We start from the raw sequence: 15,158 nt of genomic DNA on the forward strand, positions 1-15,158 counted from the left end.
TCCATGAAACTGAATACATTGCGTCCTGCAGCGGGCGCCAAGCACGCTGAAAAACGCGTTGGCCGTGGTATCGGTTCTGGCCTTGGCAAGACCGGTGGCCGTGGTCACAAAGGTCTGAAAGCCCGTTCTGGCGGTAGCGTCAAACCGGGTTTCGAAGGTGGTCAGATGCCTTTGCAGCGTCGTCTGCCGAAGTTCGGTTTTACATCTGCAAAATCTTTGGTCTCTGAAGAGGTTCGCCTCTCCGAACTGGCCAAAGTTAGCGCTGATGTTATCGATCTGGCCGCGCTGAAACAGGCTAACGTGATCAAAGATGACACGCGCTTTGCCAAAATTGTTCTCTCTGGTGAGCTGGACAAGGCTGTCACCATTCGTGGCCTCAAAGTCACGAAAGGCGCACGCAGTGCCATTGAAAACGCTGGCGGCAAGGTAGAGGACTAAATGGCTAAGTCAGGAAACGTACCGGCAAGCTCTGGAGGTGGCTTCGCAGAACTGCGTTCTCGCCTTCTCTTCGTGCTGCTCGCGATCGTGGTGTATCGTATCGGTGCCCATGTTCCGGTGCCCGGTATCGATTCTGGCCAGCTCGCTGTTCTTTTCAATGCCAACGGTGGCACCATCCTGGGCATGTTTAACATGTTCTCGGGTGGTGCCCTCGAGCGAATGAGTGTATTCGCGCTTGGTATCATGCCGTATATCTCCGCGTCGATCATCATGCAGCTGATGACAGTCGTTTCTCCTTCACTTGAGCAGTTGAAGAAAGAAGGCGAAGCTGGCCGGCGCAAGATCACACAATACACGCGTTATGCAACGCTTGTACTCGCAGTGATTCAAGCTGTCGGCATGTCAGTGGGGTTGGTCGGAGGCGGGGCAGCTCAAGGTAGCGCAACGTTCTATCTTATTACCGTTTCGACATTTGTCGCAGGTGCCATGTTCTTGATGTGGCTAGGTGAGCAGGTTACCGAAAAAGGGATTGGCAATGGTATTTCGCTGATCATCTTTGCCGGTATCGTTGCAAGCCTGCCTCAAATCATCAGCAATGCATCTACCGCAGCAAATAATGGCAATAGCAGTGTGAATGGTGCTCTTTCCCTGTTGGGGATGGGTCTCCTAGCACTGATCACCGTTGCCTTTGTTGTCTTCATTGAGCGTGGTCAGCGTCGCATTAAAGTGACCTATCCGCGTCGTCAGGTTGGCAACAAAATGTATGCGGGGCAGAACAGCTACCTGCCTATGAAGGTAAACATGGCCGGGGTTATCCCAGCCATCTTCGCGCAGAGTATCCTGTTGTTCATGGGGTCTGTTGCTCAGTGGCTGAGCAATAGCAATCGCTTCCACTGGATGAACACTGTCAGTGAAGCGTTGAAACCTGGCGCCACACTTTATGTGTTGCTCTTTACTGCAGCCGTAGTATTCTTCTGTTTCTTCTACACCGCTCTTGTGTTCAATCCCAAGGACGTTGCAGACAATCTGAAGAAATCCGGTGCATTTCTGCCAGGTATTCGTCCCGGTGAACAGACTGCTCGCTATGTCGACAAGGTAATGACCCGTCTGACGCTATTCGGGGCGGCATATATTGCCTTTGTGTCACTGTTGCCCCAGCTGTTGGCAGCTTTGACTGGCGTATCTGTCCAGCTAGGTGGTACCTCTGTATTGATCGTGGTTGTTGTCGTCATGGACTTCATGTCCCAGGTTCAAGCCCAACTGATGTCCAATCAGTATGAATCTGTGATGAAGAAGGCCAACCTCAAAGGCCATTGATCGCAGCTGCATCATCCGATGATGCGCCACGAGAGAATTGGAGTGAACGATGAAAGTTCGAGCTTCCGTTAAAAAGATCTGCCGTAACTGCAAGATCATACGGCGTCGTGGTGCAGTACGTGTTATTTGTACTGAACCGCGTCACAAACAGCGTCAAGGCTGATTCCCAGTCTTGCACTGTAAGCAACGTTGGTGCGGTATGCCTCTTGTCTCCTTAGTGGGATAAGAGGTATACTATTGCGCCTTTTTGTAGATAACCAATCGAGCAAGCCGCTCAATTTCGGAGTAAGCTGATGGCCCGTATTGCAGGCGTCAATATCCCGGACAACAAGCATGCGGCGATCTCGCTGACCTATATCTATGGTGTCGGCCGTACGCGCGCTCAAGAAATCTGCGCTGCTGCAGAGATCGAACCGACTGCAAAAATCGGTGACCTCTCTGCTGAGCAGATCGATGGATTGCGTGCAGAAGTAGGCAAGTACACCGTGGAAGGCGACCTTCGTCGTGAGATTACGCTGAACATCAAGCGTCTCATGGATCTGGGTTGCTACCGTGGTCTGCGCCATCGTCGTGGTCTTCCGCTGCGTGGTCAGCGTACTAAGACCAACGCGCGTACCCGTAAAGGGCCGCGTAAACCGATTCGCAAATAACGCTCATTAGTGCGTTATACATCAGGATACAACCAACATGGCTAACCCGCGTAATAACCGTAAAAAGGTTAAAAAGCAGGTAGTGGACGCTGTTGCGCACATCCATGCCTCTTTTAACAACACGATCGTGACGATCACAGACCGCCAGGGCAATGCTCTGTCTTGGGCAACTGCCGGTGGTTCGGGTTTTCGTGGTTCTCGTAAGAGCACCCCGTTCGCAGCTCAAGTAGCAAGCGAACGTGCAGCAAATGCTGCAGCCGAGTATGGTGTGAAAAACGTCGACGTTCTGGTCAAGGGTCCTGGCCCGGGCCGTGAATCTGCTGTGCGTGCTCTTAACGCCGCCGGCTTCCGTGTGCAGAGCATTACTGACGCGACGCCCATTCCTCACAATGGCTGCCGTCCGCCGAAAAAACGCCGCGTGTAAGGAGACAGATTCATGGCACGTTATATCGGACCAAAATGTAAGCTGTCCCGCCGTGAAGGAACGGATCTGTTCCTGAAAAGCGGTGCTACAGCGTTTGAGAAAAAGTGCAAGGCCGAGCAGATCCCGGGCCAGCACGGCCAGCGTCGTCAGCGTCTTTCCGACTATGGCACTCAGCTGCGTGAAAAACAGAAAGTCCGTCGTATGTACGGCGTTCTGGAAAAACAGTTCCGCAACTACTACAAGAAGGCCGCTAGCCATAAAGGCGCTACCGGTGAAGTTCTTCTTCAGTTGCTGGAAAGCCGCCTGGACAACGTTGTCTACCGCATGGGCTTCGGCTCTACCCGCGCTGAAGCACGTCAGCTGGTAAGCCACAAGGCTATCGCTGTCAACGGTCGTACCGTCAACATCGCTTCTTACAAAGTGGTTGCAGGCGACGTGATTACCGTACGTGAACCGGCTAAGAAACAGGAACGCATTCAGAATGCCCTGTCTCTGGCTGCGAATCGCGGTGATGTTTCCTGGATCGATGTTGATGCCAAGAAGATGGAAGGCACGTTCAAAGCCGCTCCTGAGCGTAGCGACCTGTCCGCTGACATCAACGAAAACCTGATCGTCGAGCTATACTCGAAATAATCCTTGAACTTCTTGTTTGTAGGGACTTCGAGTATTCGTTTGGCAGCCTAAAGGTGTTCTTATGCAGCGTTCAGTGACAGAGTTTCTCCGTCCTCGCGATATCAAGGTCGAAGAAGTCAGCGCTAATCACGCACGGATCGTGCTCGAGCCGTTCGAGCGCGGCTTCGGCCATACCCTGGGGAACGCTCTGCGTCGTATCCTTCTTTCTTCCATGCCGGGCTGCGCTGTAGTCGAGGCTGAAATTGAAGGTGTCGAGCATGAGTACAGCGCCATTGAAGGCATTCAGGAAGATGTCATTGAGATCCTCCTGAATCTCAAGGACGTGTCCATCAAGATGCATGGACGCGACGATGCTGAGCTGGCGCTGAACAAGCAGGGTCCTGGTGTCGTGACTGCCGGTGATATCGCCGTAGGTCATGACGTCGAGATCGTCAACCCGGATCATGTCATCGCTCACTTGAACGATGGCAGTGCGCTCAATATGAAGCTCCGCGTTATGCGCGGACGTGGCTACGAGCCGGCAGATGTTCGCAAACAGGCGGATGACGAAACCCGTCCGATCGGTCGTCTCCAGCTGGATGCTACCTTCAGCCCGGTGCGTCGCGTTGCCTATTCCGTTGAGTCTGCGCGTGTCGAGCAGCGTACCGACCTCGACAAGCTCGTGATCGATCTGGAAACAGATGGCACTCTGGATCCCGAAGAGGCGATCCGCCGCTCCGCAACGATCCTGCAGGAGCAGCTTGGTGCCTTTGTTGATCTGGAAGCCGACAAAGAGCAGGAAGTCGAAGAGGAAGAGGATCAGATCGATCCGATTCTGCTCCGTCCCGTAGATGATCTTGAGTTGACCGTTCGTAGTGCAAACTGCCTCAAGGCCGAAAATATCTATTACATCGGCGATCTGATTCAGCGCACTGAAGTTGAGCTGTTGAAAACGCCGAACCTGGGTAAAAAATCCTTGAATGAAATCAAGGACGTCCTTGAAGCACGTGGTCTTGCGCTTGGCACTCGGCTGGATAGCTGGCCGCCTGCAAGCCTCAAAGACGACAAGGCCTCTGCCTGAAACGGCTGACTCGAGTCCAAGATTGGTAAGGAATTACAACCATGCGTCATCGTAAGAGTGGTCGTCAGCTCAATCGTAATGCTTCGCACCGCCACGCCATGTTCAAAAATATGAGCGTGTCTCTGGTCGAGCACGAAATCATCAAGACTACCCTGCCGAAAGCCAAGGAACTGCGTCGTCATATCGAGCCGCTGATCACCCTGGCTAAAAACGACAGCGTTGCAAACCGTCGTCTGGCATTCAGCCGTACGCGTTCTGACGCTGCTGTTGGCAAGCTCTTCTCCGAGCTGGGTAAACGTTATGCAAACCGTCCGGGTGGCTACGTTCGCATCCTGAAATGCGGTTTCCGTCGTGGTGACAATGCTCCGATGGCATACGTTGAGCTTGTTGATCGTCCCGTTGCAGAAGCAGCTGGCGAAGAATAAGCACGATCCGGTAACTGCAGCCTAGTCTGTAGGTATCGTGGAACGAAACCGGCTTGCCTTAGGGTGGGCCGGTTTTTCTTTATTCAGCGGTTGTACTGATCGGTTAGGCACTTTTTACTCTCACCACCTCACCACCTCACCACCTCACCACCTCACCACCTCACCACCTCACCACCTCACCACCTCACCACCTCACCACCTCACCACCTCACCACCTCACCACCTCACCACCTCACCACCTCACCACCTCACCACCTCACCACCTCACCACCTCACCGCTTGTGTTGAGGACGGCTATTGCCTCTTTTGACCTTTGCCGTGCCCACCACAAAACGTTTCATGCTTTCTCTTACTCTGTGGAGAGGCGGGTATGCTTTTGTGCGGATGGCTGAATAAATTCAGGCCAAAGTAGGCCATGCCCTCAAGCAGAGAAGTACGGTGCCGTCATTGGCAGTGAGAGGGAACGCGTGAATCTGGCTTTAGCGCTTATTCTGAACGTTCATTGCGACCACGTAGCTATTTGTGCAGCTCTTAGCGTAGGTCTATGACAGCTGTCAGAGCCGTCGGTGTGGCACAAAGGCCATGCCACAAGGCGCCTTGCATAGCAAAGAGGGGCGCTTTGTTTTGCATGGGAAGAGCTACTTTAGAGTGCTATAAAAAAGCCTCCTAATATGTCGAAGCACATTAGGAGGCTAGTCTCAGACACCTGTAACAGCGCCTTGTGTGATGAGAAAGCAAAGGGGGTGGATAAGGCCCGATCTTTCTCTGTTTACGCTTGCTGGGCGCGTTCTAGCAGCGGTTTCAGGAAATGCCCTGTATGAGACTGCGGCGCATTGCTGACGTTCTCTGGCGTGCCTTCTGCAATGATGCGTCCACCTTTTGAGCCACCTTCGGGGCCGAGGTCGATCAGCCAGTCGGCTGTCTTGATGACGTCGAGGTTGTGCTCAATGACGACGATGCTATTGCCTTGATCGCGAAGACGATGAAGTACCGTCAGCAGCTGGCGGATATCTTCGAAATGAAGCCCTGTTGTCGGCTCATCAAGAATGTACAGTGTGCGACCTGTATCGCGTTTGGCCAGTTCGCGGGCCAGTTTAACGCGTTGGGCTTCACCACCTGATAAGGTCGTGGCGCTTTGTCCGAGGCGGATATAGGAAAGCCCTACGTCCATAAGGGTCTGTAGGCGCCGAGCGATAGCCGGTACTGGGCTGAAGAACTCCAGTGCTTCCTCTACGGTCATGTCGAGCACTTCATGGATGTTGTGCTCTTTGTAGAGGATCTCGAGTGTTTCTCGGTTATAGCGTTTGCCGTGGCAGACATCGCAGGGCACATAGATGTCAGGTAGGAAGTGCATCTCTACCTTGATCATGCCGTCGCCTTGGCAGGCTTCGCAGCGGCCACCCTTGACGTTGAAGCTGAAACGTCCGGGTTTGTAGCCGCGAGAGCGAGCTTCCTGCGTTCCGGCAAACAGTTCACGAATTGATGTGAAAATGCCGGTATAGGTCGCCGGATTAGAGCGTGGAGTACGGCCGATCGGGCTTTGGTCGATGTCGATGACCTTATCGAGTAGCTCCAGACCCTGAATGCTTTTATAGGGCGCTGGCGACAGGCTGGTGGCCTTGTTCAGTTCGCGCGCAGCGATCGGCATTAGGGTTGAATTGACCAGTGTTGATTTCCCTGAGCCGGAGACACCCGTAACGCACACGAACAGCCCTAGGGGGACGGTCATGTCCACATTGTTGAGGTTGTTGCCGCTGGCACCGCGCAGTACCAGCTGGCGCTTAGGATCTGGCTCGTGGCGAATGGTGGGCACTTCAATACGACGAGTACCACTGAGGTATTGGCCCGTCAGCGATTCAGGGTTATGCGCTATTTCTTCCGGTGTGCCTTGAGCGACGATGCGGCCGCCGTGTACCCCCGCGCCCGGCCCAATATCCAGTACGTAGTCGGCTGCACGGATAGCGTCTTCGTCGTGTTCGACGACGATGACCGTATTGCCAAGGTCTCGAAGATGCTTGAGCGTATCAAGCAGTCGATCGTTGTCGCGCTGATGCAGCCCGATGGAAGGCTCGTCAAGGATGTACATGACACCAACTAGACCGGCACCAATCTGGCTGGCCAAGCGAATGCGTTGAGCTTCACCACCCGACAGCGTGTCGGCGCTGCGTTCTAGGGTCAGGTAGTCGAGGCCGACGTTGACAAGGAACTCTAGACGCGCGCAGATCTCTGTCAGGATGCGTGCGGCGATCTCTCCCTTGCGGCCAGGCAATGTCATATTAGAGAAAAGCGCATGTGCATCGCCGATTGGTAGGCGCGAGAGTTCTGGCAGCGTATGCCCGTCGACGTAGACGTGACGGGATTCCTTGCGTAGGCGGCTGCCGTGGCATTCAGGACAAGGACGCATGGCAATGTAGCGTGCCAGATCTTCGCGTACCGAAGACGATTCCGTATCGCGATAGCGGCGTTCCATATTGGGGATGACGCCTTCGAACGGATGGACACGCTCGACGCGTCGCCCTCGTTCGTTGACGTAGCTGAAGGACAGCTCCTTCAGGCCGCTGCCGTGAAGGATCACATCGCGAACGGCGAGTGACAGTTCTTTCCACGGGGTGTCCAGATCGAATCCGTAGTGTTCGGCGACCGTTTCGAGCTGGCTGAAATAGTAGATGCTGCGGCGGTCCCAGCCCTTGATGACGCCTTCGGAGAGCGACAGTTCGTCGTCGCGGATAAGACGAGCAGGGTCAAAGTACTGATGAACGCCAAGGCCGTCACAGCTAGGGCATGCGCCTGCCGGATTGTTGAACGAGAACATGCGCGGTTCGAGTTCTGCGATGGCGTAGCCGCACAGGGGGCATGCGAACTTCGATGAAAACGTGATGTGGTCTTTGTCATCATCGTCCATGAACTCGAGCATGGCTGAGCCATTAGAGAGCGTCAGTGCCGTTTCGAACGATTCGGCCAAGCGCTGCATGAGGTCTGCACGCACTTTGATGCGGTCTACGACGACACTTATGTCATGCTTGCGGTTTTTGTCGAGTGCCGGCACATCGTCAAGCTCCATGACTTGGCCGTCGACCTGTACGCGCACAAAGCCCTGCGAACGGATTTCCGCCAGCGTCTGCAGATGCTCACCTTTGCGGCCCCTAATGATGGGCGCGATCAGCATGACGCGGGTGCCTTCAGGCAGCGCCAGCACTTGGTCAACCATCTGAGAGATGGTCTGCGCTTCCAGTTCTATATCATGTTCGGGACAGCGCGGCGTGCCTGCGCGTGCAAACAGCAGGCGCTGGTAGTCGTAGATTTCCGTGATGGTGCCGACCGTCGAGCGCGGGTTGTGCGAAGTCGATTTCTGTTCGATGGAGATGGCAGGGGATAGCCCTTCGATGTGATCGACATCGGGCTTTTCCATCATCGACAGGAACTGTCGCGCGTACGTCGAAAGCGATTCGACATAGCGACGTTGGCCTTCGGCATACAGAGTGTCGAAGGCGAGAGAAGACTTGCCCGAGCCGGAAAGACCGGTCACGACGATCAGCGAGTCGCGCGGCAGGTCGACATCGATGTTCTTCAAATTGTGCGTGCGCGCACCGCGTACCGATATACGATCCATAGCAGCCTCGAAATGTGATCAAGCGTTTAACTATAGGCAGGAAGACATGTCTGACGCAAAGCAGCAGCTTCAGAAAAAGGAAGCTGGGTTTGGCATTCATCCAGTAGCGTATCTGGGTTAAAATTGATTCATTCTCGCAGAGCTTCATTGATGAGGCCCTGACTCATGAACGCGATGGCAAGGCACTCTGCATGTGGCAGGGCGCATCTGCCGTCATTCACCATTCTAGGAGAGGGACTTATGGCCCGTGGTGTAAACAAGGTCATCCTGATAGGCAACGTGGGTCAGGATCCGGACGTACGGTTCCTGCCCTCAGGCAACCCTGTGTGCAACCTGCGTATCGCTACCAGCGATAGCTGGACCGATCGTCAGACTGGACAGCGTCAGGAACGCACGGAATGGCATTCCGTTGTGCTGTTCAACAAGCTGGCGGAAATCGCGCAGCAGTACGTTCACAAAGGCTCCCGTCTTTATATCGAAGGTCGCCTGCAGACGCGTAAATGGCAAGGCCAAGACGGTCAGGATCGCTATTCTACCGAGATCGTTGCCAACGATATGCAAATGCTGGATTCTCGTGGCAATGCGGGTGGCAATGACTATCCGAATAATGGGGGTCAGCAAGGCGGCTATCAACCCCAAGGCGGCATGAATAACGGCGGCCAGCAGCAGGGCAATCCTTATGGTCAGCCTCAGCAGCAACAGCGTAGTGCCGCGCCGCAGCAACCCCAGCAGCCTGCGCAGCAGCAGTCTCAGTCGTTTGGCGGTGCTCCGCAGCAGCAGGGTACCCCTTATGGTCAGCCCCAGCAGCAGAACAATGGTGCGCCAGCGCCGGGCGGCTTCGACGATTTCGATGACGAAATTCCGTTCTGATTATTGCTGAACCTTGCGTTATATACGATGCGAGGCCTTCCGTTCAGGAGGCCTCGTTTTTTTATGCCAGAACGTACGAGAGTGGTTACGAATTCGCGTGGTGACATAGTACCCACATCGACTTGTCGTCATATTACTCGCTGCATGATTTAAGAGGGTGTGTTCAACAAACCGCAGCGATAGTGGACAATATGCAGGATGGTGCACATTCCTAGAGAAACCGCGAAGCTTATCGGCGTGTGCATTTTATGGCTAAGTCCAGAGAACGTGTCGCCCCTGAGTCAGCGGTGTGTGTGCCGTGACATATTGATTCAACGAGAAGAAATACGATGATCTGGGGTACAAGGATGACAAGGAAAGTGTGGGCGTTTTTGAGCACGATACTGTTGCTTGTAGGCCTGTCGTCGGCGCGGGCTGACGATGGACGCTGCTGGGAATGGGATCGCACCGGGCCCGCTATCATGCAGGATACACGTGCGTCGGGTGCTTACTTGCAGCTGGGTAATGACATGGAAAGCAACGACATCATTCCGTATCTGACCTTTCCTTCCTTCCCGCTGTGCCAGAGCGACGATGAAATGGCCTATCAGGTACGCCCTCTGGGCGTGGGGCAGATCAACGGCAAGCCATTGCACTTTGCGTATCGGTGTATGGGTGGACGCGATCTAGAGCTAATGGGACAGAATCCAGAGGATATCTCGATCATCGTGGCCACGATCGCGTCGCAGCAGCCCATCGAGATGCGGGTAGGCGTGCATTCTTTCCGTGGCGCGAACTGTAATGGTCTGGATGCACTGAAGGTGACGGAGCAGCGCATGCTGTTGTAGTACCCTTGTGCCGCTGCGCCGTCCAGCGTAGCGGCGTTTTTCCATTCACGAAAGGGTGAGTGGGTGCGTGAATGCCGAGGTAATGTGAGTGGATTGGGCTTACCAGGCGAAGAGAGGGGGAACAATATGATTCGATGGTTATCGCGCATTGCACGATGGGCCATTGCCTTGACGTTAGTCAGTGCCAGCATTGCTGTGGCAGACCCAATCGCGTCGTCGGGGGAGTGGCAGAAACTGACATCGCGTTATCCTGTACTACCCGATGCTTCTGATGCAGCGATCAGCATGGTGCTGCGTAGCAATTTCACCCTAAATACGGCTGAGCCTTCGCTGGTGATTGATGTGAGTCGGCATCCACTGCCGCTGTGTGCGGCGGATACTGATACAGGGCTGGATATGACGCTACTGGGTGACGGCACGTTGAACGGGCGCGTGCAGACATTCGGGTATCGCTGCATGGGGGGGCAAATGACGATTATGGCCTGGCCTATACAGCAGCCCGCCACTTACTGGAAGGAACAGATCATGGCGCAACAGCCACTATCGCTGTCGGTTGCCGGAATAGACTTTCTGTCGGCCAATACCAACGGTAAGCGTGCCATGAGCGTAGCTAATCGCATCTTCATGGAATGATGAAGGTCGAACGGTCATGCGATAACATGCATGCCATAGTGGTGGTGCCTTCGGTCTTATGGCGAGGCTTTATAGAAGAGGTGAAAAACCTGTTCTTCTTGCCCCATGTGATATGAAGCGCACCGTTATCCTCATCCCTGTTCAAGGCGAAACGCATTGAAACTACTCATCCCTGACAATCGGCATGGATTGACGCTAGCCCTGCAACAGGAGGTAGCGCCTCGTCATGACGTCGACATGTGGTTGGCCGACGGGCTTTCGGATGCCTTGAACTATCTGAACGAGCATCGTGCCGATGTCGTCGTGATACCGCCGCTCATTCACCCGGAACGCTTGCCCTTGACCGTTATTGAGCAGCATGCCGTGTTAGTCGAAACGTTGCAGGCATCCTGTCAGCGTCTCGATATGATGCTGGTGTGGTGCGTCGGGCATCAGCTGTTCGAACAGGATCATGAGCATCTGCTGAATGAAAGCGAGCAGCCCAGACCGCTTGCAGCCGCCCTTCAGAAGCTGGCCGAGATTGAGAGTGCGGTACGCCAGCACTGGCACCGTCACATCATCATTCGTACTAGTGAGCTGTTCGGTAGCGAAGGTGATGGCATGGCGCTGCCTGAGCAGCTTTCGAGCTGGTTGGAAGGAGAAACCGTGACGGCGGATGACCACCTGTTTCTAGCCCCCTTACCTGTGGATGCGCTGGCGCGTGCCGTGCTGGGCATGATTCTCCAGCTCGACAATGGGGCTGACGCGTGGGGAACATTCCACCTGTCAGGGCGAGAACCGGTCAGCCAGTTCGAGTTCGCGGCGGCCACGCTGGCCTGTCTGCGTGACACAGCGATGCCTGGCGTCTTGCAGGCGTTGCCGGAGACGGCGATTGTGGCCGAAGGTTTGGGCAGTACCGTACGCCGTATTCTGGGTTGCCAGAAGATCTTGATGACCTTTGGTATCCATCAGACCGCGTGGCGTGAGCCATTGCAGCATCACGTGCGCCGTTGGTTGTCGATGCACGGCATACCGATGGTAAAAGGGGGCGGCGCTGATTGAGGCGTATACCTCGTGCGTACGGCCTTTGGGCGCGTTCGCTGGATTCTCTTTAGACCTGTTTTTCGTTGTGCGGCGTCGAGCGTACGCTTTGCTGTCGCACGACATTCCAAGCGCTTTGTTATCTTTGCGCTTGTGGCTTGATGCTATGGACTTGAATATCGTTCCCATACGGGGCAATGAGGAGAGAGTGGCACTATGAATGCCCTGCGAAGCATTATCTTTTACACCGGCTATGTCGTGCTGGTGCTGTTTGTGGCTGTGGTGCTGTCGCCCATAGCGTTGTGCCTGCCGTATAAAAAACGTTTTCCGGTCCTGAACCTGTACAACCGAGCGATGATGGGTTGGCTATCCATTGCGTGCGGTATTCGAATTGATGTGACGGGGCGTGAGCATCTGCCGAAAGGTGCCTGTGTGCTGCTGTCCAATCACCAGAGCGAGTGGGAGACGTTGTTCCTGCAGATCCTCAAGCCGCCGGTATGCACCGTGCTGAAGAAAGAGCTGCTGAACATCCCTGTATTCGGTTGGTCACTGCGTTTGATTCGTCCCATTGCCTTGGACCGATCCAGCCCAACACGAGCGCTCAAACAGGTGATCAAGGAAGGGCCGGAAAAGCTGAAGCAAGGGCTGTCGATGCTGATCTTTCCTGAGGGTACCCGACTGGCGCCCGGCGAGCGCAAGCCGTTTGCCAAGAGTGGGGCTTTGATTGCCTGCCGTGCCAACTGTCCGGTTGTGCCTATCGCTCACAATGCGGGGCACTGTTGGCTCAACAACAGCTGGATCAAGCGTCCTGGGCGTATCACGGTCGTTATCGGTGCGCCGATTGAAACGGTTGGGCGCGATGCCGCTAGCGTCACAGAAGAAGCAGAAGCGTGGATCAACGCGGAGCGTGAACACATTGGTGGTTGACCCGTCTTCTGCACTCGAAACGCGAAGCGACCTTAGTGGGTCGCTTTTTTTATGCTTTGATGCTTGCTGTTGCCGCTCGGAGGAGGCGTTATGGGCAGAAATGGCTGGCAGAGCATGATGCCTTTATATCAGTAAGCATGCTGGCGCGTACCATAGATTGATTACCGTTGCCGCTGCCTGTTGTGCCGAAAAAGAATTTCGTGCCTCCCGCGCACGTGATATCGGCATTTGAGCAGCAAAGGGCTTTGGGTTATCCACAAGAGGATGTATGGCGAGTGGGCTGGTAAGAGGTAGTGGACGGCTCTATTTCTGAGGGCAATGCCATGAAGGCAATAGATACGCTCATTCTTGCGCAATGAGTTGGCCTTTTTCGCTCGACTGATTGAGTGCGCAAGGAAAGGAACAGACAAAAAAGCCGCCCCGAAGGGCGGCCTTTTTCGCTCGACTGTCTTGCTTAGTCGATGCGTTGGAACAGCAGCGACGCGTTGGTGCCACCAAAGCCGAAGCTGTTGGACATGGCACGGTTTAGGCGGACGTTATCGCGGCGTTCACGCACGATATCGAAACCGTCTGCTTCCGGGTCAAGCTCGTCGATGTTGGCAGACGCGCAGATGAAGTCGTTCTGCATCATCAGAAGCGTGTAGATCGCTTCCTGCACCCCGGTTGCGCCGAGAGAGTGACCGGTCAGCGATTTGGTGGAGGAGAGCGGCGGCACTTTATTGCCGAACAGCTCGCGCATCGCACGCAGTTCGCTGAGGTCGCCTACCGGTGTAGACGTTCCGTGGGTGTTGATGTAATCAATCGGACCTTCAGAAGTGGCCAACGCCATTTCCATGCAGCGCTTGCCGCCTTCACCGGACGGCGCGACCATGTCGTAACCGTCGGAGTTGGCGCCATAGCCAACGACTTCCGCGTAGATCTTCGCACCGCGTGCTTTGGCGTGTTCATACTCTTCGAGTACGACGATACCGCCGCCGCCAGCGATGACGAAACCGTCGCGTGCGCTGTCATACGGACGAGACGCTTTTTCAGGCGTGTCGTTGTAGCGTGTGGAGAGGGCACCCATAGCGTCGAAGAGGCAGGACAGTGTCCAGTGCTCTTCTTCACCACCGCCGGCAAAGACGATGTCCTGCTTGCCGAGCTGGATCTGCTCTACCGCGCTGCCGATGCAGTGTGCTGATGTCGCACAGGCAGACGAGATGGAGTAGTTGACGCCCTTGATGGCGAATGGTGTCGCCAGACAAGCCGAAACCGTGCTGCCCATGGTGCGGGTGACGCGGTAAGGACCTACGCGACGCAGGCCTTTTTCACGCAGGATGTCGGCCGCTTCTACCTGATTGGCAGAGGACGCGCCGCCAGAGCCTGCGATCAGACCGGTACGCAGGTTGGATACCTGCTCCGGTGCTAGACCTGCATCTTCGATGGCTTGCTTCATGGATACATAGGCATATGCCGCTGCATCGCCCATGAAGCGTCTAAATTTACGATCAATAAGGGGGTCGAGATCAATCTCGACTGCGCCGGCAATCTGGCTACGCATGCCGTGTTCGGCATACTCTTCGCGATAGCGGATGCCCGAACGGCCTGCTTTTAGCGCGTCCAGTACCTGCTGCTGGTCATTGCCCAAGCAGGACACGATACCCAGGCCGGTGACTACCACTCGTTTCATGGAAGCCTCCCGTCTCAAAAATTCGCTGCTGGAGTGGAAAACAGGCCGACACGCAGATCCTTGGCCTGATAGATTTCCTCGCCATCGACGGACACAACACCGTCGCCAATGCCGAGAATCAAGCGACGCGTCATAACGCGCTTGACGTGAATATGATAGGTGACCTTCTTGGCGGTCGGCATGACTTGGCCAGAGAATTTCACTTCTCCGCAGCCGAGTGCACGGCCGCGGCCAGGGTTGCCCAGCCAGCCCAAGTGGAAGCCAAGTAGCTGCCACATGGCGTCAAGACCGAGACAGCCAGGCATGACCGGATCGCCCGGGAAGTGGCATTTGAAGAACCACAGGTCAGGATTGATGTCGAGTTCGGCAATCAGCTCGCCTTTACCGTAATGACCACCTTCTTCACTGATGTGGACTATGCGATCAAGCATAAGCATGTTGGGGGCTGGCAGCTGTGCGTTGCCCTCACCGAAAAGTTCGCCTTGACTGCACTTGAGCAGTTCATCGTAGGTAAAGGATTGTTGCTTGGTCACTGATTCATTCCGCGGGTCAAAAGTGAAGTGCCTTTGCGGACCAGCGACTGCCGTGGCGGCCAGCCTGATCTCGCTGCACGAATCGGAACATGCCCCGTCGACGCATGGTTATCGTCAGTGTA

The 15,158-nt window shown here is 55.1% G+C and carries 16 protein-coding genes; 13 read left to right on the forward strand and 3 right to left on the reverse strand.

Annotated features, from left to right (window positions below; translation table 11 throughout):
- Positions 1-3 precede the first annotated feature (3 nt).
- The 8 genes from rplO (at position 4) to rplQ (ending at position 4,947) form a co-directional block, all read left to right on the forward strand.
- Positions 4-438 (forward strand): 50S ribosomal protein L15, encoded by a 435-nt coding sequence (rplO, locus tag ZBT109_RS01560; RefSeq protein WP_027704531.1) that lies wholly within the window; start codon positions 4-6, stop codon positions 436-438.
- A complete protein-coding gene (secY, locus tag ZBT109_RS01565) occupies positions 439-1,755 on the forward strand; it encodes a preprotein translocase subunit SecY (protein ID WP_027704532.1) in 1,317 nt (438 codons plus the stop codon).
- A gap of 49 nt (positions 1,756-1,804) precedes the next feature.
- Positions 1,805-1,918, forward strand: coding sequence for a 50S ribosomal protein L36 (gene rpmJ, locus ZBT109_RS01570; RefSeq protein ID WP_077373351.1), 114 nt, complete (start codon positions 1,805-1,807; stop codon positions 1,916-1,918).
- A gap of 130 nt (positions 1,919-2,048) precedes the next feature.
- Positions 2,049-2,405, forward strand: coding sequence for a 30S ribosomal protein S13 (gene rpsM, locus ZBT109_RS01575; RefSeq protein WP_027704533.1), 357 nt, complete (start codon positions 2,049-2,051; stop codon positions 2,403-2,405).
- Positions 2,406-2,442: 37 nt separating this feature from the next.
- Complete coding sequence (gene rpsK / locus ZBT109_RS01580; RefSeq protein WP_027704534.1) at positions 2,443-2,829, forward strand: 30S ribosomal protein S11; 387 nt, start codon at positions 2,443-2,445, stop codon at positions 2,827-2,829.
- A gap of 12 nt (positions 2,830-2,841) precedes the next feature.
- The gene (gene rpsD / locus ZBT109_RS01585; RefSeq protein WP_027704535.1) at positions 2,842-3,462 is read left to right on the forward strand and encodes a 30S ribosomal protein S4; all 621 of its coding nucleotides are present in this window, start codon (positions 2,842-2,844) and stop codon (positions 3,460-3,462) included.
- 61 nt (positions 3,463-3,523) lie between these two features.
- On the forward strand, positions 3,524-4,522 hold the full coding sequence (locus ZBT109_RS01590; RefSeq protein WP_027704536.1) for a DNA-directed RNA polymerase subunit alpha: 999 nt from the start codon (positions 3,524-3,526) through the stop codon (positions 4,520-4,522).
- Between the two features lie 41 nt (positions 4,523-4,563).
- Entirely contained in the window at positions 4,564-4,947 is a 384-nt protein-coding gene (gene rplQ / locus ZBT109_RS01595; protein WP_027704537.1) for a 50S ribosomal protein L17, read from the forward strand.
- Between the two features lie 769 nt (positions 4,948-5,716).
- On the opposite strand, the gene uvrA is transcribed toward rplQ, so the two are convergent.
- A complete protein-coding gene (gene uvrA / locus ZBT109_RS01600; RefSeq protein WP_027704538.1) occupies positions 5,717-8,557 on the reverse strand; it encodes an excinuclease ABC subunit UvrA in 2,841 nt (946 codons plus the stop codon).
- A 240-nt stretch (positions 8,558-8,797) separates the two neighbouring features.
- Between uvrA and ZBT109_RS01605 the strand changes: the two genes are divergently transcribed.
- From ZBT109_RS01605 to ZBT109_RS01625, 5 genes are all read left to right on the forward strand, one after another.
- Positions 8,798-9,427 (forward strand): single-stranded DNA-binding protein, encoded by a 630-nt coding sequence (locus tag ZBT109_RS01605; RefSeq protein WP_027704539.1) that lies wholly within the window; start codon positions 8,798-8,800, stop codon positions 9,425-9,427.
- Between the two features lie 347 nt (positions 9,428-9,774).
- Complete coding sequence (locus ZBT109_RS01610; RefSeq protein WP_156934025.1) at positions 9,775-10,254, forward strand: hypothetical protein; 480 nt, start codon at positions 9,775-9,777, stop codon at positions 10,252-10,254.
- Between the two features lie 126 nt (positions 10,255-10,380).
- Positions 10,381-10,887 carry a hypothetical protein gene (locus ZBT109_RS01615; protein WP_027704541.1) on the forward strand — a complete coding sequence of 169 codons (507 nt, stop codon included), beginning with the start codon at positions 10,381-10,383 and terminating at the stop codon, positions 10,885-10,887.
- Positions 10,888-11,043: 156 nt separating this feature from the next.
- A complete protein-coding gene (locus ZBT109_RS01620) occupies positions 11,044-11,928 on the forward strand; it encodes a sugar nucleotide-binding protein (protein ID WP_145984462.1) in 885 nt (294 codons plus the stop codon).
- Between the two features lie 195 nt (positions 11,929-12,123).
- Positions 12,124-12,834, forward strand: coding sequence for a lysophospholipid acyltransferase family protein (locus ZBT109_RS01625; RefSeq protein ID WP_027704543.1), 711 nt, complete (start codon positions 12,124-12,126; stop codon positions 12,832-12,834).
- A gap of 454 nt (positions 12,835-13,288) precedes the next feature.
- On the opposite strand, the gene fabB is transcribed toward ZBT109_RS01625, so the two are convergent.
- Both fabB and fabA read right to left on the reverse strand, forming a co-directional pair.
- Complete coding sequence (gene fabB, locus ZBT109_RS01630) at positions 13,289-14,503, reverse strand: beta-ketoacyl-ACP synthase I (protein WP_027704544.1); 1,215 nt, start codon at positions 14,501-14,503, stop codon at positions 13,289-13,291.
- 14 nt (positions 14,504-14,517) lie between these two features.
- Entirely contained in the window at positions 14,518-15,036 is a 519-nt protein-coding gene (gene fabA / locus ZBT109_RS01635) for a 3-hydroxyacyl-[acyl-carrier-protein] dehydratase FabA (RefSeq protein ID WP_027704545.1), read from the reverse strand.
- Between the last annotated feature and the right edge of the window lie 122 nt (positions 15,037-15,158).

Origin of the sequence: Zymobacter palmae (genome assembly GCF_003610015.1) — a bacterium.
Classification (GTDB): Bacteria; Pseudomonadota; Gammaproteobacteria; order Pseudomonadales; family Halomonadaceae; genus Zymobacter; species Zymobacter palmae.

Bases quoted from the DNA above. Each gene is read 5' to 3' on its own strand.
- rplO (WP_027704531.1), top strand. From the start codon at position 4: ATGAAACTGAATACATTGCGTCCTGCAGCGGGCGCCAAGCACGCTGAA.
- secY (WP_027704532.1), top strand. From the start codon at position 439: ATGGCTAAGTCAGGAAACGTACCGGCAAGCTCTGGAGGTGGCTTCGCA.
- rpmJ (WP_077373351.1), top strand. From the start codon at position 1,805: ATGAAAGTTCGAGCTTCCGTTAAAAAGATCTGCCGTAACTGCAAGATC.
- rpsM (WP_027704533.1), top strand. From the start codon at position 2,049: ATGGCCCGTATTGCAGGCGTCAATATCCCGGACAACAAGCATGCGGCG.
- rpsK (WP_027704534.1), top strand. From the start codon at position 2,443: ATGGCTAACCCGCGTAATAACCGTAAAAAGGTTAAAAAGCAGGTAGTG.
- rpsD (WP_027704535.1), top strand. From the start codon at position 2,842: ATGGCACGTTATATCGGACCAAAATGTAAGCTGTCCCGCCGTGAAGGA.
- ZBT109_RS01590 (WP_027704536.1), top strand. From the start codon at position 3,524: ATGCAGCGTTCAGTGACAGAGTTTCTCCGTCCTCGCGATATCAAGGTC.
- rplQ (WP_027704537.1), top strand. From the start codon at position 4,564: ATGCGTCATCGTAAGAGTGGTCGTCAGCTCAATCGTAATGCTTCGCAC.
- uvrA (WP_027704538.1), bottom strand. From the start codon at position 8,557: ATGGATCGTATATCGGTACGCGGTGCGCGCACGCACAATTTGAAGAAC.
- ZBT109_RS01605 (WP_027704539.1), top strand. From the start codon at position 8,798: ATGGCCCGTGGTGTAAACAAGGTCATCCTGATAGGCAACGTGGGTCAG.
- ZBT109_RS01610 (WP_156934025.1), top strand. From the start codon at position 9,775: ATGACAAGGAAAGTGTGGGCGTTTTTGAGCACGATACTGTTGCTTGTA.
- ZBT109_RS01615 (WP_027704541.1), top strand. From the start codon at position 10,381: ATGATTCGATGGTTATCGCGCATTGCACGATGGGCCATTGCCTTGACG.
- ZBT109_RS01625 (WP_027704543.1), top strand. From the start codon at position 12,124: ATGAATGCCCTGCGAAGCATTATCTTTTACACCGGCTATGTCGTGCTG.
- fabB (WP_027704544.1), bottom strand. From the start codon at position 14,503: ATGAAACGAGTGGTAGTCACCGGCCTGGGTATCGTGTCCTGCTTGGGC.